The organism is Marinobacterium aestuariivivens (assembly GCF_042661465.1).
In the GTDB taxonomy this organism is placed as follows: Bacteria; Pseudomonadota; Gammaproteobacteria; order Pseudomonadales; family Balneatricaceae; genus Marinobacterium_A; species Marinobacterium_A aestuariivivens.
The window spans coordinates 4,257,452-4,273,606 of the sequence record NZ_JBHSWE010000001.1 but is presented as its reverse complement, the minus strand read 5'-3'; the positions used below and the strand labels follow the sequence as shown (position 1 = coordinate 4,273,606).

Genomic DNA, 16,155 nt, shown 5'->3' with positions numbered 1-16,155 from the left:
GATGACTGCTAAATATAATGATGAATATTTTTCATCTTTTTGCTGAAAAAGCGTCGTTTGCCGGCATCCGATCAGATCCGTATTCTAGCCTCCGACAACGAACTGTACACAAACCGACGTAATGATTGACCCGGATCATTACTCAAGGAGGATTCAATGAACCTTAACTACTTTTATGCCTTCGATTTCGCCACCCGGCCGAACGTCAACCGCCGCGAAACCGAGCGCGAATATTTCATGCGCCTGGCAAACGAACAGGAAGCGGTCCGGACGCTGGAAAAGCGCCAGGCGCGCGCCCGCAAGCTCAAGGCCGCGCTGCGCAGCCTGCTGAGCAAGGTGCAGATGAAGCGCACCGCAAGCCTCGAAGCCCTGCTCGGCCACTGATACCGCGCCGGACAGCCTGCGCCGCCCGGTCCCCCTCCAGCCGGGCGGCACCTGCCGATCGAAGCACCAGCAGGCGGAGGGATCCTCCACGACCGCCGATCAGCCCCCAGACGCTCCTCACCGTAGAACCGACGCAGGACCCGGCTCAGCTGCCAGGCATCGCGCGTACCCGCCATCTCCCTGATCGAGTGCATAGCCAGCTGCGGCACCCCGATATCGAGCGTTCGCACACCGATTTCCGCCGCCGTGATCGGCCCGATGGTACTGCCGCACGCCATATCGCTGCGCACCACGAAAGCCTGCACCGGCACTTCCTCCCGCGCCGCCAGATCCCGATAGATGGCACTGGTCTCGCTGCTGGTCGCATAACGCTGGTTGGCATTGATCTTGATGACGGGACCACCGTTGAGCAGGGGCCCGTGGTTGCCGTCATGACGATCGGCGAAGTTCGGATGCACGGCATGGGCATTGTCCACCGAAATCATCATCGAGCGGGCCACCATGCGCTGACGCGCCTCGGGCTGCGGCAACAGCCGCTCCAGCACCTGCGCCAGCATCGGCCCCTGAGCCCCGACCGCACTCATGCTGCCAACCTCCTCATGATCATTGCAGACCAGCAGGGCGCCCTCGGCCGTGTCGCTTTCCAGCAGCGCCTGCAAACCGATAAAACAGCTCAACAGGTTGTCGAGCCTCGCCGACAGTACGAACTCCTCCTCGAGACCGACAAGCGATGGCGCCGGGTATCGTAGAGCGACAGGTCGAAATCGAGCACCTCATCGATCCCGGAGACGCCCTGATCTTCGAGCTGGCGTTGCAGCAGCTCGCGAAAATCGAGCGAAGCCCCGGAGCGGCCCAGCACCGCGGGCAGAAACGTCTGGGCATTGATGGCGCGCCCACTGTTCACCTCGCGGTCGAGATGGATCGCCAGATTGGGTATCACCGCCACCGGGCGACCGAAATCGAGCAGCGAATGGTCCAGGCCACCGCCCTGGCAACGGTAGTTGACCCGCCCGGCAATCGACAGGTCGCGGTCGAACCAGGGATTGAGCAGGGCGCCGCCATACACCTCGACCCCGAGCTGGAAGTAGCCGTGGCGATGCAACTCGGGGCTGGGCTTCACCTTGAGACAGGGCGAATCGGTATGAGCGCCAACCATGCGCAGCCCCGAGTCTTCGAGCGAGCGATGCCGCGGCATGGCCCAGGCAACGATCGACGAGCCGTTGCGGGTCGTGAAATAACGCCCCCGGCCTCCAGTTGCCAGCTCTCGCGCTCGTCGAGCGCCTCGAAGCCCCGGCCTCGAGCTGTCGCGCCATCCCGGACACGGCATGGTAGGGTGTCGGCGATGTCTGCAGAAACGCCATCAGCTCGCGGTTGAATTGCTGCATGCTTTGATACTCCCGTTTACTGAGATGGCAGAACTTCAAGCAGTTCCACCTTGAAGACCAGAGTCGAGTTCGGGGCGATCGCCGGCATCGGGCTGCTGGCGCCATAGGCGAGCTCCGGAGGGATATACAGCATCCACTGCGCGCCCTCACGCATCAGCTGCAAGCCCTGTGTCCAGCCCGGGATCACGCGATCGAGCGGAAACCTGGCCGGCTCGCCGCGCTCAAGGGAGCTGTCGAACAGGATTCCGTCGATCAGACGCCCCTCGTAGTGAACCCGGACCACGTCCGACGGCCCCGGCGAGACACCGGTGCCGGCCGTGAGAATGCGATACTGCAGCCCCGATGGCAGCGACACCACCCTCCTCCGCGGCATTGGCCGCCAGAAAGGCATCGCCGGCACGGCGGTTGTCGTCATTCAGCGCCTTGTCGACCAGCTGCTGCCGGAACGCCTCCCGCTCCGCGTCTTCGCCACACCCGGCCAGCAGCCCCGCCGCCAGCATCGTCACCACCGCCCATCGATACATCATCACCCGCCCCGAGTCTGCTTAAACGCTTGATTTTACATCAGGACGGGCGATGGCTACACTCAGAGTCTGCTCTGGTTGAACTTGCCGGCGCTCCCGCCTGTCTCAAGTTTCACCCACCCTGGCCAACTGGGACGCATTGAACTGACATGCTCAACCATATCCAATTCCTGCTGTACGCCCTGGTACTGTCGTTTACGCTGCAAACAGCCAACGCCAGCCAAACAAGCCCGATCGAGCTCGCCCCCGAGCCGATTCATCGACAGACCATGCTGGAGATGCTCGATTCGCTGAATCGGGAGCACTACAACAGGATCGAGATCAACGACGACTTTTCCGGCTGGCTGCTGGATCAGTACCTCGAAGACCTCGATCCCAGCCGCAGTTACTTCTATGCCAGCGACATCGCCGAGTTCGAGCCGCTGCGCACCACCCTCGATGAAAGCCTGCGCAGCGGCGACCTGGAAGACGCCTTCCGCATCTTCAACCGCTACCAGCAACGGGTGCATGAACGCCTGGACTTCATGATCGGGACGCTCGAAAACGGACTCGATGACCTGCGCTTCGACCTGGACGAAAGCCTCGACAGCGACCGTGCCGACGCGCCCTGGGTCGAAACCCGCGCACAGATGGACAAGCTTTGGCTCAAGCGCCTGAAAAACGCCGCCCTGAGCCTGAAACTGGCGGATCAGACCCTCGAGCAGACCACGGAAACCCTGCTCAAGCGCTACCGCTACCAGCTGCATCGCGCCGAGCAGCTCAAGAGCGAGGACGTGTTCCAGACCTACGCCAACGCACTGTCGAAAGGCTACGATCCCCACACCCAGTATTTCTCGCCGCGCAGCTCCGAGAACTTCCAGATCAACATGAGCCTGTCGCTGGAAGGTATCGGCGCCGTCCTGCAGAGCGATGACGAATTCACCAAGATCGTCCGCCTGGTACCCGCAGGCCCGGCCGAAAAGACCGGGCAACTGAAACCGGCCGACAAGATTGTCGCCGTCGCCCAGGGGATGATGGCGACATGATCGACATCATCGGCTGGCGCCTCGACGATGTCGTCGACAAGATCCGCGGACCCGCGGACACCGTCGTGCGACTGCAGGTCATCCCCGCCGACAGCAAGGACCGCCAGAAACGCAAGGAAGTGCGCATCGTTCGCAGCAAGGTCAAGCTAGAGGAACAAGCCGCGCAGAAACGCATCCTGGACCTGGATTATCGCGGCAAGGACTATCGCCTCGGCGTGATCGAGATCCCGGCCTTCTATATCGACTTTGCCGCACTCCAGAGCGGTGATCCCAACTACAAGAGCACCACCCGCGACGTCGAGCGACTGATCGGCGAACTGCTCGAAGAGGACATTCAGGGACTGGTAATCGACCTGCGCGACAACGGCGGCGGCTCGCTGCGCGAAGCCAACGAACTGATCGGCCTGTTCATCAGCCGCGGACCGACCGTGCAGATTCGCGACCCGAACGGCCGCATCGACATCCTGGGGGATTTCGACGCCAACGTCGCCTACAACGGCCCGCTCGCGGTACTGGTCAACCGCCTCAGCGCCTCGGCTTCGGAGATCTTCGCCGGCGCCATTCAGGATTACCGCCGCGGCGTCGTGGTCGGCAGTCCGACCTTCGGCAAGGGCACCGTGCAGTCGCTGCACTCGCTGCGCCATGGCCAGCTGAAGATGACCCACGCGAAGTTCTATCGCATTTCGGGCGACAGCACCCAGCACAAGGGCGTCGTGCCGGACATCCTCCTGCCCAGCCTCTACAACGAACTCGATATCGGCGAAAGCGCACTCGAAGGCGCCCTGCCCTGGGATCAGGTGCGCGCCGTGCGCCATGGCAAGTTTGTCGGCGTCGACACCTTTATCGACGAACTGACGGCGCGACACCAGAAGCGCGTCGCCGACGACCCCGACTTCATCTTCATGCGCGAACAGGTGGCGCATCTGAAGGACAGCGCGGAAGACGACCTGATCCCCCTCAACGAGGACGCCCTGCGCGAAGAGCGCGAACAGGCCGACCAGTGGCAGCTCGAAGCACAGAACCGTCGCCGCGCGATGAAGCAGCAGCCTCCGCTGGAAAACCTGTCGGATCTCGAGCAGGATCTGAAGAAAGACGAACTCGGTCGCCCGATCAGTCCGGAATCGGAAGCGCAGCTGGCCGAAACCGGGCGCATCCTGCTGGACATGGTCGATCTGACCTTCAGCAACGCCACCGCCAAGCAGTAGGGAAGACTGCATGAAAAAACGCAGCCAGGTGCTGCTGCTGATCGCCACTCCGCTGCTGATCGCCGCCCTCGGCGTCGGCAGCTATCTGAGCTACCAGAGCATACAGTCGCAACACGAAGAAAATCTGAAGGACCTGGAGCGCTTCGGCTTTACCATTACGCCCAGCTCCCCCTACACCGAGTCGACCGGAGAACTCGGCGCCAAACAGCTTCCGGCCACCTTTGCCGAAAGCGAACTGTCGCCGACCCAGAAGGTCATCTATGGACTGATGAAGGACAAGGAACGCCTGCTGGCGGAGAATCGCCAGCTCAAGGCGCGAATGGAAACGCTGGAACAGAAGGTCGGGGAGCTCGAAGCCTACCGGGAGATCAACGAACGCTTTGCACCCAAGACATTCGACGAGGAAGTCACTGAGGTCGCACAGGACCTGAAGACCTTTCTGATGCGACTGCCCGAGGCCGAGCGATTCTCCGATCGCCAGATCGATATCATGACCGCCGCCTCGGCACGGGAGTATCGCCGCTTCGTGTCACAAAACCGCCTGATGACAGGCGACCTGGACCGCAAGCGGATCGTCAATGAACACCTGCCCGGCTATGCCTTCTGCGTCGGCGACGCCGCGACCATCGCCACCAACTCCGGTGACGAAGAACGGATGTTGGCGCAGTACTTCAGAACGGACGATTCGTCCCGACTGTCCGAGCCTCTTCGACAGGACCTGCAGACGGTGATCGAGCCCTGCGAACTGGCGTTGCGCAAGGCGCTCGATGCGACGCTTTGAGGATCAGTCGGACTTTTTCGCCGCCAGTTTCGCCAGCGCTTCGGCCTTCCTGGCTTCGGCGCGCGCCTTCTTGGCTGCCGCCTTGGCGTCGCGCTTGCGCGCCAGCTCCGCCTTCTGCTCTTCCTGAATGCGGGTCATCTCATCCTGGCGCTGCTGTTCGCGCTCCTGCTTCAGGCGCGCCTTTTCCCGCAGTTCAGCGGCAAATTCTTCGGACTTGCGTGCACGCTCCGAGGCCAGCTCTTCGATCCGCTCGCGCTTGGTCGCTGTGATGTTGGCTTCGAGTTCCTGCAGCTTGGCAATCTGAGCTTCGATATCGGTTTTGGTCATGTAATTCTGGTTTACGCTCTGCTTTGTTGAATCAGATCCCGATTATAACGACATCCGCCCCCCGAACGCTATCTTCACAAACACATTCGCTGTATAATATGCGTCCCTTATCGCGGTGATATGTCTACCCGTCAGCAACGGTGACCGTCGCCGCCTAGTTGTTCAATCTGACCCTATACAGCTGACGGTATAGAAAGCTCGCGCAGTCCCAAGCCTAACGGACCGCCGACTTACAATAGGACTATTTCATGAGCGAAAGCTTTGCTGAACTGTTTGAAGAATCCCTGCAAAATGTAGACATGACTCCGGGCACCCTGGTCATGGGTGAAGTTGTCGACATCGACAGCGACTGGGTCACCGTCAACGCAGGTCTCAAATCCGAAGCCATCATCCCGCGCGCGCAGTTCCTGAACGACGCCAACGAACTGGAAATCCAGGTCGGTGACACCGTCAAGGTCGCACTGGAAGCGGTTGAAGACGGTTTCGGTGAAACCCGCCTGTCCCGCGAAAAGGCCAAGCGCGCCGAAGCCTGGGAAGTACTGCAGACCAAATTCGAAGCCGAAGAGACCGTCAAGGGCTACATCAGCGGCAAGGTCAAGGGCGGTTTCACTGTCAGCATCAACAACATCCAGGGCTTCCTGCCGGGCTCCCTGGTTGACGTGCGCCCGGTTCGCGACGTCGACCACCTGGAAGGCAAGGAACTGGAATTCAAACTGATCAAGCTGGATCCCAAGCGCAACAACATCGTTGTTTCGCGTCGCGCGGTCCTGCAGGAAGCCAACAGCGCCCAGCGTGAAGAACTGCTGGCAGCCCTGGAAGAAGGCCAGGTCGTCAAGGGTTACGTCAAGAACCTGACCAACTACGGCGCCTTCATCGACCTGGGCGGCGTCGACGGCCTGCTGCACATCACCGACATGGCCTGGAAGCGCATCTCCCACCCGAGCGAAATGCTGAACCCGGGCGACGAGATCTCCGTCAAGATCATCAAGTTCGACAAGGAAACCGGCCGCATCTCCCTGGGCCTGAAGCAGCTGAGCGAAGATCCGTGGGATGCCATCAAGTCCCGCTACCCGGCTGGCTCCAAGGTTCCGGCACGCATCACCAACCTGACCGATTACGGCTGCTTCGCGTCCATCGAAGACGGTGTCGAAGGTCTGGTTCACGTGTCCGAAATGTCCTGGACCAACAAGAACATCCACCCGTCCAAGGTCGTTCAGATCGGCGACGAAGTGGAAGTGATGATCCTGGATGTCGACGAAGAGCGTCGCCGCATCTCCCTGGGCATCAAGCAGTGCACCATCAACCCCTGGGTTGGCTTTGCCGAGCAGCACGCTGCGGGCGATCGCGTCTCCGGTACTATCAAGACCATTACCGACTTCGGTATCTTCGTGGGTCTGGATAACGACCTCGACGGCCTGGTTCACATGTCCGACATCACCTGGGAAGCCGACGCCGAAACCGCTCTGCGTCAGTTCAAGAAAGGTGAAGAAGTCGACGCTGTCATCCTGTCCATCGACGCCGAGAAAGAGCGCATCTCCCTGGGCATCAAGCAGCTGGAAAGCGATCCGTTCAGCGAATACGTTGCTGCCAACGACAAGGGCACCATCGTCACCGGTACCGTCAAGTCCGTTGAGCCGAAAGCCGCCGTCATCGAGCTGGCCGAAGGCATCGAAGGCACTCTGAAGGCTTCCGAGCTGGCTGCCGAGCGCGTCGACGACGCCACCACCGTCCTGAAAGTCGGTGAAACCGTCGAAGCCAAGATCACCAACGTTGACCGTCGCAACCGCAACATCAACCTGTCGATCCGCGCCAAAGATCACGCTGAAGAGAAAGAAGCTCTGAAAGCCGTTCGCGAACAGGAAGTCGAGACCGCCGGTCCGACCACCATCGGCGAACTGATCAAGCAGCAGATGCTGAAGAACAAGTAAGAAACCACAGGTTTCCTACTGAATCGCCGCTCCTGCGCATCCATGCGCCCGCGGCATACAGTACATCCTGTACATAAAAAGGAGCGCTTCGGCGCTCTTTTTTTATTGGTGACGGGTGACGGGTGACGGGTGACAAGCAGGATGATCGTAGGGTGTCGGTAAGCGAAGCGCACCGCACCATCAATCCGGCGCACTTCAATTCATTCAGCAGCACCCTACGGCCTCCGAAATACCCCTCCCGAACTTTGCACAAAGAAAAAGGAGCGCAATGCGCTCCTTTTTCTTTGGTCACGCGTAACGCGCAACTCGTCACCTTTCACCCGCCACCTTTCAGTCGTCGTCCAGGATCACGTAATCGATCAACTCGTCGTCGGTGATCTCGTTGTCCCGCACCTCGTACCAGTCCTGCACCGATGCATGGGCCTCGCGCACCGACTCGGCACGCCCGCTGATCAGCGGATGCCACTCGGGCAGATCCTTGCCCTCGTGGACCAGGCGGTAGGCGCAGGTCCGCGGCAGCCAGTGGAATTCGGCCACGTCCCGAGGGCGCAGCTTGACACAGGAAGGGACCAGCGTGCAGCGCTCCTCGTAACGGGTGCAGCGACAGCTGTCGAGATCGAGCAGGTGACAGACGGCCGTGGTGTAGAACACCTCCCGGGTATCCTCGTCCTCGACCTTGTGCAGACAGCACAGGGCGCAGCCGTCGCAGAGCGACTCCCACTCCTGCGCCGACATCTGCTCGAGGGACTTGCTGCGCCAGAACACTTCCTGAGCCACCCTCAGCGCACTCCGGTTTCGGGACGATCCGGGAACAGGTCCAGCAGATAATCCTCCTTTTGCGGCGGCATCTGCAGGAAATACCCCTTCTCGCCGATCGCATCGAGCACCTTGTCGACATCGACCCGCGCCAGCTTGCGACCGGGCATGACCGGCATGTCCATGACATGAACCGCCCGCCCGAACATCTCCATCAGCGGCTCGGGCACGCGACCCAGCTGCTCGCGCTTGTCCACGTAAAGATACATCTCATCCTTGCGCGAACTCTTGAAAATACTGCAAATCTTCATCGGCTTTATCGCTGTTGTTAATTCGGTGCCAGTGCTCGTACTGCCACAACTATTCATACTGGCGCAACTGGGCCAGCAGAGCCTCGCCCACCACCTCGCGCCGCCAACCCTGAAGACCCCGGGGCAAGTGGTATTCGCCGTTCTCGTCCCGGGAGCGGATCAGCGCCTCCAGGTCGCGCCTTCTCAGCAACACCTCCGGCGCCATGCCAAGACGCTCCGCCTGCTCGCGCGCAATCGCCTTGAGCCGCTTCAGGCGCTTGTTCCAGATCACATGCAAGGGTTTCGGGACCGGCTCGGCGGGCCGCTGCGCCTGCTCGATCACCGCCCGCTGCAGTATCTCGAGTATCGCCTCCCCATCCTCACGCACCACACGGCGCTTGAGTTCGGGCACCTGGGACAGCTCGCCCGGATTGCGCGGCCAGCGGCTGATGATGTCGAGCAACTGCTGATTGCGCAACACCCGGTTGCGCGGCACATCGCGACGCCGGCACTCACGCTCGCGCCAGGCGGTCAGATCCCGCAGCGCAGCAGTCTTGTGCGGCGGCAACGCCGACATCTGACTGAAGCGCAGGTAGTACTCCCAGCCCTCGGGGTCATGATCGATGGCATTGTCGAGCAGGGCCAGCATCTCTTCCTCGACCCAGGCTTTCATGCCACGCCGCTGCAGCTCGTCCAGCTGCAGTTGACAGACCGCCGGAAGATAGGCCACATCGAGGGCCGCATAGCGCTCCTGCTCCTGCGTCAGCGGCCGGCGCAGCCAGTCGGACGTGGTCTCCGCCTTGCCCATCTGCACGCCCAGCGCCTGCTCGAGCATGCGCTGCAGCCCCACGGTGAAGCCCCAGCCGACGAAGGCACCGGCCACCTGGGTATCGAACAGCGGTCGCGGCAACACGCCGAGACTATGCTGGAACAGCTCGAGATCCTCGGAGCTGGCATGCAGAATCTTCAGCACCGATTCGTCGCCGAACAGGGCCGCCAGCGGCGAGAAATCGTCGATCGCCAGCGGATCGATCAGATAGCAGCAGCGGTCGTCCGCCAGCTGGATCAGACCCGGAATCGGGTAGAAGGTATCGACCCGCTGAAACTCCGTATCGAGCGCCACCATCGGCAGCGAGCGCCAGTGCAGACAGTGCTGCGCCAGCGACGCGTTGCTGTCGATCCAGACAGGCTGCTGCGCCGCCTGTTCGAGACGCTGCCAGTCATATCCATTGTTGTGGGTCATCTCTACCTCAGACAAGGCTGCGCCTGCCGGCCAGCGCATGCGCCAGAGTGCCGCCGTCGATAAACTCGAGTTCGCCCCCGACCGGGACGCCATGAGCGATCCGGCTGACCCGGATATCGAGCTCGCGCACCTGCTCGGCGATGTAGTGAGCCGTGGCCTCCCCTTCCACCGTGGGATTGGTGGCCAGGATCACCTCCTTCACTTCGCCGCGCTCCAGTCGCTCCATCAGCCGGTCGATACCCAGGTCCTCGGGACCGACACCGTCGATTGGCGACAGATGCCCCTTGAGCACGAAGTAGTAGCCGCCGAAGCCACCGGTCTGCTCGATGGCGAGCATATCGACCGGCGACTCCAGCACGCAGAGCAGGGTCGCATCGCGACTTCGCGACGCGCAGATGCCGCAGATCGGCTCTTCCGAGAGCGTGCGACAGGATTCGCACTCGCCGACCCGGTCGACCGCTTCCTGCAACGCCCCGGCCAGTACCAGTGCGGCCGGACGATCATGCTCGAGCAGGTGCAACGCCATGCGCTGGGCCGATTTGGGCCCGACGCCCGGCAGGCAGCGCAGCGCCTTGATCAGCTGCTGTATCAGGGGACTGAACGACATCGGCTCAGAACGGCATATTGAAGCCCGGCGGCAACTGCATGCCGGCGGTGACCTTGGACATCTTTTCCTTGGTATTGCTTTCGACCTTGCGCACGGCGTCGTTGACGGCCGCGGCGATCAGGTCTTCGAGGATCTCCTTGTCCTCTTCCATCAGGCTGTCGTCCAGGGCGATGCGCTTGACGTCGTGACGACCGTTCATCACCACCTGCACGAGGCCTGCACCGGATTCGCCCGTCACTTCCGCACGGGCGATCTCTTCCTGCACCCGCTGCATGTCTTCCTGCATCTTCTGGGCCTGCTTCATCAGGTTACCCATGCCGCCTTTCATCATTACCATTCACCTCTTGGATTCAATCCGGTTCGACCGGCACCACGCTTTCAATATCGATACTGGCATCAAACTGCGCAAGCACTGCCTGCACCAGGGTCCTGTTCGATGGCTCTCACCGCATCGGCCTGACGCTCCTGACGCTTGCGCACCTGATACTGATGCGGCGTTTCCCGCCGCTGGGTGCCGACTTCAAATTCTACCTCAAGCCCGGCATTAAAATAATCGCACAGAGCCTGGCGGATACGGTCGCGCTGCGTCTCGCTGAGCAACGCCTCCTGCTGCGCCGTATAGTGGAACCTCAGACAGGCGCCTTCGATGGACTCCAGCGACAGGTTCGCCACCAGACTGGCGGTCATGCCGCTCAGCCCGAGCCCGAGGCAGAGCCGTACCCAGTCTTCGGGCTGCAGCCCCTCGAGGAGCAGCCGCTCGGCGGGGTCGACACCCACCGGGGCCGACGCAACGCTCCTCCCTGCCGACAACCCGGTCGCAGGCGGCGGGGCAGTCGGCACTGTGGCGACCGGCGTCCCGGCGGCCGGGGCCCCGGCAGTCGCCATCGCAGCGACGGGCCGCGACTGCTCGGGAACTGGCGCGTCCGTCACTGTGACGGTCGCAGACGGCGCCGGTTCAGACTTTTTTCGACCGGTTCGCCCGGGGCCTCCTCGTCATCGGCCGGAATATCGGCTTCATCGTATTCCGGCGGCGCCGGCGGCATGTCCGGGCCGCTGTGGGGCTTCGGCGATTCGGGCTCCGGTACCGCGGTAACCGGGCGCGAGTCCACCGGGGACGTTTCCCAGGGCGGGTCATCGGGCGCGGGCGGTGGCTCCGGCCGGACAGGCTGGGGCGGTGCAGCGGGCGACTCTGCGGGCGCCGACGCCTGTGCGGGTGCCGATGCCTGTGCGAGCGGCGGCGCCTCGCCGGGCTCGGCATCGGCCGGTCGAAACGCCAGCATGCGCAACAACACCATCTCCAGCCCTTCCCGGGCATCCGGCACGAACGGCAGGTCGCGGCGCCCCATCAGCGCGATCTGGTAATAGAGCTGCACATCCTCGCCACTGAGCCGGCAGCCAGCGCCAGCACCTGCTCGCGATCGCCAAGACTGTTGTCGGCGGCATCGGGCAGCACCTGCGCTATCGCGATGCGGTGCAGCAGGCTGGTCAGGTCGCCGAGCACGCTGGCATAGTCCGGCGAAAACCTCGCCAGCTCCTCGACCGCCGCCAGCAAGGCGCGGGGGCCCGGTCCGCGAGGCTCTCGACCAGACGGTAGACCAGGCGCTGATCGATGGTGCCGAGCATGGCCTGCACGTCGATCGCCGTTACCTGCCCGGCCCCGAAGGCAATCGCCTGGTCGGTCAGGCTCATGGCATCGCGCATGGAGCCATCGGCCGAGCGCGCCAGCAGCCAGAGCGCCGCCTCCTCGTACCGAATCCGTTCCTCCCCGAGCACGAACTTCAGGTGCTCGACGATACGCTCGGGAATCAGGTTCTTGAGATTGAACTGCAGGCAGCGTGACAGAATCGTCACCGGCAGCTTCTGCGGGTCGGTGGTCGCCAGCAGGAATTTCACATGGGGCGGCGGCTCCTCCAGCGTCTTCAGCAACGCATTGAAGGAGTGTGTCGACAGCATGTGGACTTCGTCGATCAGGTAGACCTTGTAGCGCCCGTGGGTCGGCGCGTACTGCACGTTTTCGAGCAGCTCGCGGGTATCCTCGACCTTGGTGCGGGACGCGGCATCCACTTCGATCAGATCGACGAAACGCCCCTCGGCGATCTCGCGGCAGGCGCTGCACTGGCCACAGGGATCCGACGAAACGCCGGTTTCGCAGTTGAGAGACTTGGCGAAAAGCCGCGCGATCGAGGTCTTGCCCACGCCGCGGGTGCCGGTAAAGAGATAGGCATGATGCAGGCGGTCGTCATCCAGCGCATTGACCAGCGCCTTCAGGACGTGCTCCTGCCCCACCATCTCCTGGAATCGTTTCGGGCGCCATTTACGCGCCAGAACCTGATAGCTCATCGTTGCCCTGATGCCGACTGAAAATACAGGCGCCTATGCTACCGGCTGGGGCGTCCCCACGCCAGCACTAAGGCCGGCACAGCCGCGCCAGCGGTTGAAACATACGAAGCAAAGCATATAATAAGTATTGCTTACTAATTATTGGAACCGCCATGAGCCAACAGTTCGATCGCGACGACTCCCCCTGGGCTTCCTGTTTGCCGACATCGCCCGCCTGATGCGACAACGCTTTCAGCAGTATGCCAGTGAAAGCGATCTGACCTACGCCCAGGCCCGCGCCCTGGTCTATGTCGCGCGCAACGAAGGACTGCGCCAGGTCGAGCTGGCCGAACTGCTGGAGGTTCAGCCGATCACCCTGGCCCGGCTGATCGACCAGCTCCAGGCAGAGGGGCTGGTCGAGCGACGCGCCGATCCGAGCGACCGCCGCGCCCACCGGCTGTATCTCTGCGCGGCCGCCACCGGGCCGCTGAAACAGATTCGCGCCGTCGGACAGCAGGTTTACGAGCAGATGCTGGCGGGCCTCGACGAAGAGGAAAGGAGCGCTCTGCAGTCGGCGCTGAAGCTTATCCGACACAATCTTATCAACGATTGAAGACCGGCCACGCACTGCCCCGGGCCGGGAGCCGATCAAGCGAGTCATGACCGTGAGTGAATCAAACGAGAACCCCGATATGGAATCGAGCCCCCGCAAGGCGCGCGGACGCGTCCTGCTGATGCTGGTGATTCCGCTGCTGGCCGTCACGGCCGGCCTGCTGCTCTACCTGAGCGGCGGACGCTATGTCGAAACGGAAAATGCCTATCTGAAGGCCGACAAGGTACCACTCAGCAGCGAAGTGAGCGGTACTGTCCGGCGCCTGACGGTCGAGGAAAATGCTGCGGTACGCCAGGGCGAGCTGCTGTTCTCACTCGACCCAACGCCCTTTGAAACGAACCTGCGCCGCGCAGAGGCGCGACTGGCCGGCGTCCAGGCCGGGCTGAAGGCCCTGCAGAGCAGCTTCTTCGAGAAGCAGGCGGAAATCGAGCTGGCCGACACCGACAGGGCCTTCTGGCAGCGCGAGGCGGAGCGCCAGGAGCAACTGGCACGCAAGGGCGCCATCTCGCAGTCCCGCCTCGACGAGGCCCGACACAATGCCGCCATGGCACGGCAGAAGAAAGCCGCCCTCGCCCTGGAGCTCAAGCGCCTGGCCGCACGTCTGGCCGGCGGACCGGAACGGCCACTGGAGCGGCACCCGGACTACCGCGTCGCGCAGGCCGAACTTGAACAGGCCCGCTGGACCTGGCCCGCACCGAGGTGCGGGCACCGTTCAGCGGCCATGTCGGCCAGCTTCCGAAACCCGGCCAGTATATTGAACGCGGCAAGACCGCCGCCATGCTGGTCGGTGACGAACTCTGGATCGAGGCCAACTTCATCGAAGCGGATCTGACCCATGTCCAGCCCGGACAGCCGGTGACGATCGAGCTCGACATCTATCCCGACCGGCAGTGGCAAGGCGTGGTGGAGAGCCTGAGCCCCGGCACCGGCGCCGAGTTCGCCGTGATCCCGGCGCAGAACGCCACCGGCAACTGGGTCAAGATACCGCAGCGGATCGGCGTGCGCATCCGCCTCGAACCCGGCACCGAGACACCGCCGCTGCGCGCAGGCCTCAGCGCCATTGTCGAGGTCGATACCGGCGCCAATTGCGCGCTCAGGAGCCTGTGCTCATGAATGAGTCCGTCGACCTGCAGAAGCGCCGGATGATCACCCTGACGGTGATGCTGGCAACCATCATGCAGGCGCTGGATACCACCATCGCCAACGTCGCGCTGCCCAACATGCAGGGCAGCCTGTCGGCGACCCAGGACCAGATTTCCTGGGTCCTGACCTCCTATATCGTCGGTGCGGCGATTTTCATGCCACTGACCGGCTTCCTCGCCGCCCGCTTCGGTCGCAAGCGCCTGTTCAGCCTGTCGATCGTCGGCTTCACCCTGACGTCGATGCTGTGCGGGGCCGCCCAGTCACTGGACCAGATGGTGCTGTTCCGGCTGCTGCAGGGCATCTTCGGCGCAGTCCTGGTACCGCTGTCACAGGCCGTACTGCTCGACAGCCACCCACCGGAGAAACACGGATCGGCGATGGCCCTCTGGGGTGTGGGGGTCATGGTGGGCCCGATCCTGGGGCCGACGCTCGGCGGCTATCTGACGGAATTCTATGACTGGCGCTGGGTGTTCTATATCAACCTGCCGTTCGGCCTGCTCGCCTGGGCCGGCCTGACACTCTTCGTCGACGAGACCCCGACCGACAACCGCCGCCGCTTCGACCTGCTCGGCTTCGCGTTCCTCGCCCTGGCCATCGGCGCCCTGCAGATGGCGCTCGACCGCGGCGAACTGCTGGGCTGGTTCGACTCGACCGAAGTCGTGATCGAACTGGGTATCGTTGTGCTCTGCGGCTATCTGTTCATCGTCCACAGCTGCACACACCCGCACCCCTTTATCAGTCCGGGCCTGTTTCGGGACCGCAATTTCAGTGTCGGCCTGCTGATGATATTCGCCGTCGGCATCATACTGCTGGCAACCATGGCCCTGCTGCCGCCCTATCTGCAGCATCTGGCCGGCTATCCGGTGCTGACCACCGGACTGGTGCTGGCGCCCCGCGGCATCGGCACCATGATTGCAATGCTGATCGCCGGCCGGCTGCAATCGGTCGACAACCGCTACAAGATAGGCCTCGGACTGCTTTTGACGAGCTTTTCGCTCTGGGAAATGACCTTCTTCACGCCGGATCTGAGCCAGTGGGACCTGGTGCGTACCGGCATCATACAGGGACTGGGGCTGGGCTTTATCTTCGTTCCGCTCAGCACCCTCTCCTTCGCCACCCTGGCGCGGGAGTACCGCAACGAAGGCACCGCACTGTTCAGCCTGATGCGCAATATCGGCAGCAGTATCGGCATCGCCTGGATGGTGACCCTGCTGGCCCACAACACCCAGGCCAACCACGCCGCCTTCGCCGGCTTCATCACCGACCTGAGCCTGCCGCTGAAACAGGCGGTCGAAGCCGGCGTCTGGTCGCTGGACACGCCTTCCGGACTGGCCGCCCTGAACGCCACCGTGACGCGCGAAGCCCAGTCCCTGGCCTACCTGCAGGACTTCAGGACCATGATGTGGGTGACCCTCGCCAGCCTGCTGATGCTGCCGCTGATGCGCTCGCAGGGCGCGAGGCGCGAGGCGTGAAGCGTAAGGCGTAAATCGCAAGGTGCCGGTGAGCCTGCGAACAGGCCATGGCAAGTGGTGAGTCGTAAGTGGTGAGTCGTAGGAGCGCCGCCCCGGTGCGAATCACCGGCTCAGCCCGGCACCGTGCCAGAACCTGTTCGCCGCGGGGCGCGG

General features: G+C 62.8%; 15 protein-coding genes and 2 pseudogenes. 8 read left to right on the top strand and 9 right to left on the bottom strand.

All coding sequences use genetic code 11. The features are described 5' to 3' along the window. Positions 1 to 491: 491 nt before the first annotated feature. Positions 492 to 1,769, bottom strand: a pseudogene (locus ACFQDL_RS22380) (M18 family aminopeptidase); the annotation flags it as partial. A gap of 16 nt (positions 1,770 to 1,785) precedes the next feature. Further along, positions 1,786 to 2,184, bottom strand: a complete 399-nt coding sequence (locus ACFQDL_RS22375; protein ID WP_379910941.1) for an FKBP-type peptidyl-prolyl cis-trans isomerase — start codon at positions 2,182 to 2,184, stop codon at positions 1,786 to 1,788. A gap of 258 nt (positions 2,185 to 2,442) precedes the next feature. Between ACFQDL_RS22375 and ACFQDL_RS22370 the strand changes: the two genes are divergently transcribed. The 3 genes from ACFQDL_RS22370 to ACFQDL_RS22360 are packed head-to-tail and all read left to right on the top strand — an operon-like array spanning position 2,443 to position 5,304. After that, on the top strand, positions 2,443 to 3,318 hold the full coding sequence (locus tag ACFQDL_RS22370) for a carboxy terminal-processing peptidase (RefSeq protein WP_379910940.1): 876 nt from the start codon (positions 2,443 to 2,445) through the stop codon (positions 3,316 to 3,318). Next, complete coding sequence (locus tag ACFQDL_RS22365) at positions 3,315 to 4,523, top strand: carboxy terminal-processing peptidase (protein WP_379910939.1); 1,209 nt, start codon at positions 3,315 to 3,317, stop codon at positions 4,521 to 4,523. Before ACFQDL_RS22370 ends, ACFQDL_RS22365 begins: the two co-directional genes overlap by 4 nt. A 10-nt stretch (positions 4,524 to 4,533) precedes the next feature. After that, positions 4,534 to 5,304 carry an MreC domain-containing protein gene (locus ACFQDL_RS22360; RefSeq protein ID WP_379910938.1) on the top strand — a complete coding sequence of 257 codons (771 nt, stop codon included), beginning with the start codon at positions 4,534 to 4,536 and terminating at the stop codon, positions 5,302 to 5,304. 3 nt (positions 5,305 to 5,307) lie between these two features. Here the strand turns inward: ACFQDL_RS22360 and ACFQDL_RS22355 are convergent, their stop codons facing one another. Further along, the gene (locus ACFQDL_RS22355) at positions 5,308 to 5,631 is read right to left on the bottom strand and encodes a hypothetical protein (protein WP_379910937.1); all 324 of its coding nucleotides are present in this window, start codon (positions 5,629 to 5,631) and stop codon (positions 5,308 to 5,310) included. Between the two features lie 248 nt (positions 5,632 to 5,879). Here ACFQDL_RS22355 and rpsA point away from each other — a divergent pair, with 248 nt between their 5' ends. Next, positions 5,880 to 7,559, top strand: coding sequence for a 30S ribosomal protein S1 (rpsA, locus tag ACFQDL_RS22350; RefSeq protein ID WP_379910936.1), 1,680 nt, complete (start codon positions 5,880 to 5,882; stop codon positions 7,557 to 7,559). 330 nt (positions 7,560 to 7,889) lie between these two features. Here the strand turns inward: rpsA and ACFQDL_RS22345 are convergent, their stop codons facing one another. The 6 genes and pseudogenes from ACFQDL_RS22345 to dnaX all read right to left on the bottom strand — a co-directional run bounded on the left by ACFQDL_RS22345 (position 7,890) and on the right by dnaX (position 12,795). Continuing rightward, complete coding sequence (locus ACFQDL_RS22345; RefSeq protein WP_379910935.1) at positions 7,890 to 8,336, bottom strand: YcgN family cysteine cluster protein; 447 nt, start codon at positions 8,334 to 8,336, stop codon at positions 7,890 to 7,892. Positions 8,337 to 8,338: 2 nt separating this feature from the next. Next, positions 8,339 to 8,626, bottom strand: coding sequence for a YcgL domain-containing protein (locus tag ACFQDL_RS22340; protein ID WP_379910934.1), 288 nt, complete (start codon positions 8,624 to 8,626; stop codon positions 8,339 to 8,341). Between the two features lie 49 nt (positions 8,627 to 8,675). Continuing rightward, positions 8,676 to 9,863 (bottom strand): ribonuclease D, encoded by a 1,188-nt coding sequence (rnd, locus tag ACFQDL_RS22335; protein WP_379910933.1) that lies wholly within the window; start codon positions 9,861 to 9,863, stop codon positions 8,676 to 8,678. Next, complete coding sequence (gene recR, locus ACFQDL_RS22330) at positions 9,856 to 10,455, bottom strand: recombination mediator RecR (RefSeq protein ID WP_379910932.1); 600 nt, start codon at positions 10,453 to 10,455, stop codon at positions 9,856 to 9,858. Before recR ends, rnd begins: the two co-directional genes overlap by 8 nt. A 4-nt stretch (positions 10,456 to 10,459) precedes the next feature. Further along, positions 10,460 to 10,786, bottom strand: coding sequence for a YbaB/EbfC family nucleoid-associated protein (locus tag ACFQDL_RS22325; protein WP_379910930.1), 327 nt, complete (start codon positions 10,784 to 10,786; stop codon positions 10,460 to 10,462). A 65-nt stretch (positions 10,787 to 10,851) separates the two neighbouring features. Continuing rightward, positions 10,852 to 12,795, bottom strand: a pseudogene (gene dnaX / locus ACFQDL_RS22320) (DNA polymerase III subunit gamma/tau). Between the two features lie 217 nt (positions 12,796 to 13,012). Here dnaX and ACFQDL_RS22315 point away from each other — a divergent pair. Genes ACFQDL_RS22315 through ACFQDL_RS22300 form a run of 4 tightly spaced genes read left to right on the top strand, consistent with a single transcriptional unit; the run spans position 13,013 to position 16,002 of the window. After that, positions 13,013 to 13,387 carry a MarR family winged helix-turn-helix transcriptional regulator gene (locus ACFQDL_RS22315; RefSeq protein WP_379910929.1) on the top strand — a complete coding sequence of 125 codons (375 nt, stop codon included), beginning with the start codon at positions 13,013 to 13,015 and terminating at the stop codon, positions 13,385 to 13,387. A gap of 52 nt (positions 13,388 to 13,439) precedes the next feature. Then, positions 13,440 to 14,219, top strand: a complete 780-nt coding sequence (locus ACFQDL_RS33035) for an HlyD family secretion protein (protein ID WP_465263982.1) — start codon at positions 13,440 to 13,442, stop codon at positions 14,217 to 14,219. Next, positions 14,165 to 14,500, top strand: coding sequence for a hypothetical protein (locus ACFQDL_RS22305; RefSeq protein WP_465263981.1), 336 nt, complete (start codon positions 14,165 to 14,167; stop codon positions 14,498 to 14,500). Before ACFQDL_RS33035 ends, ACFQDL_RS22305 begins: the two co-directional genes overlap by 55 nt. Then, on the top strand, positions 14,497 to 16,002 hold the full coding sequence (locus ACFQDL_RS22300) for a DHA2 family efflux MFS transporter permease subunit (RefSeq protein ID WP_379910927.1): 1,506 nt from the start codon (positions 14,497 to 14,499) through the stop codon (positions 16,000 to 16,002). Before ACFQDL_RS22305 ends, ACFQDL_RS22300 begins: the two co-directional genes overlap by 4 nt. Positions 16,003 to 16,155 lie beyond the last annotated feature (153 nt).

Coding starts and splice junctions, on each gene's coding strand:
- ACFQDL_RS22325 (WP_379910930.1), bottom strand. CDS start 10,786: ATGATGAAAGGCGGCATGGGTAACCTGATGAAGCAGGCCCAGAAGATG.
- ACFQDL_RS22360 (WP_379910938.1), top strand. CDS start 4,534: ATGAAAAAACGCAGCCAGGTGCTGCTGCTGATCGCCACTCCGCTGCTG.
- ACFQDL_RS22370 (WP_379910940.1), top strand. CDS start 2,443: ATGCTCAACCATATCCAATTCCTGCTGTACGCCCTGGTACTGTCGTTT.
- recR (WP_379910932.1), bottom strand. CDS start 10,455: ATGTCGTTCAGTCCCCTGATACAGCAGCTGATCAAGGCGCTGCGCTGC.
- ACFQDL_RS22305 (WP_465263981.1), top strand. CDS start 14,165: ATGCTGGTCGGTGACGAACTCTGGATCGAGGCCAACTTCATCGAAGCG.
- rpsA (WP_379910936.1), top strand. CDS start 5,880: ATGAGCGAAAGCTTTGCTGAACTGTTTGAAGAATCCCTGCAAAATGTA.
- ACFQDL_RS22315 (WP_379910929.1), top strand. CDS start 13,013: ATGCGACAACGCTTTCAGCAGTATGCCAGTGAAAGCGATCTGACCTAC.
- ACFQDL_RS22355 (WP_379910937.1), bottom strand. CDS start 5,631: ATGACCAAAACCGATATCGAAGCTCAGATTGCCAAGCTGCAGGAACTC.
- ACFQDL_RS22375 (WP_379910941.1), bottom strand. CDS start 2,184: ATGACGACAACCGCCGTGCCGGCGATGCCTTTCTGGCGGCCAATGCCG.
- ACFQDL_RS22365 (WP_379910939.1), top strand. CDS start 3,315: ATGATCGACATCATCGGCTGGCGCCTCGACGATGTCGTCGACAAGATC.
- ACFQDL_RS22340 (WP_379910934.1), bottom strand. CDS start 8,626: ATGAAGATTTGCAGTATTTTCAAGAGTTCGCGCAAGGATGAGATGTAT.
- ACFQDL_RS22300 (WP_379910927.1), top strand. CDS start 14,497: ATGAATGAGTCCGTCGACCTGCAGAAGCGCCGGATGATCACCCTGACG.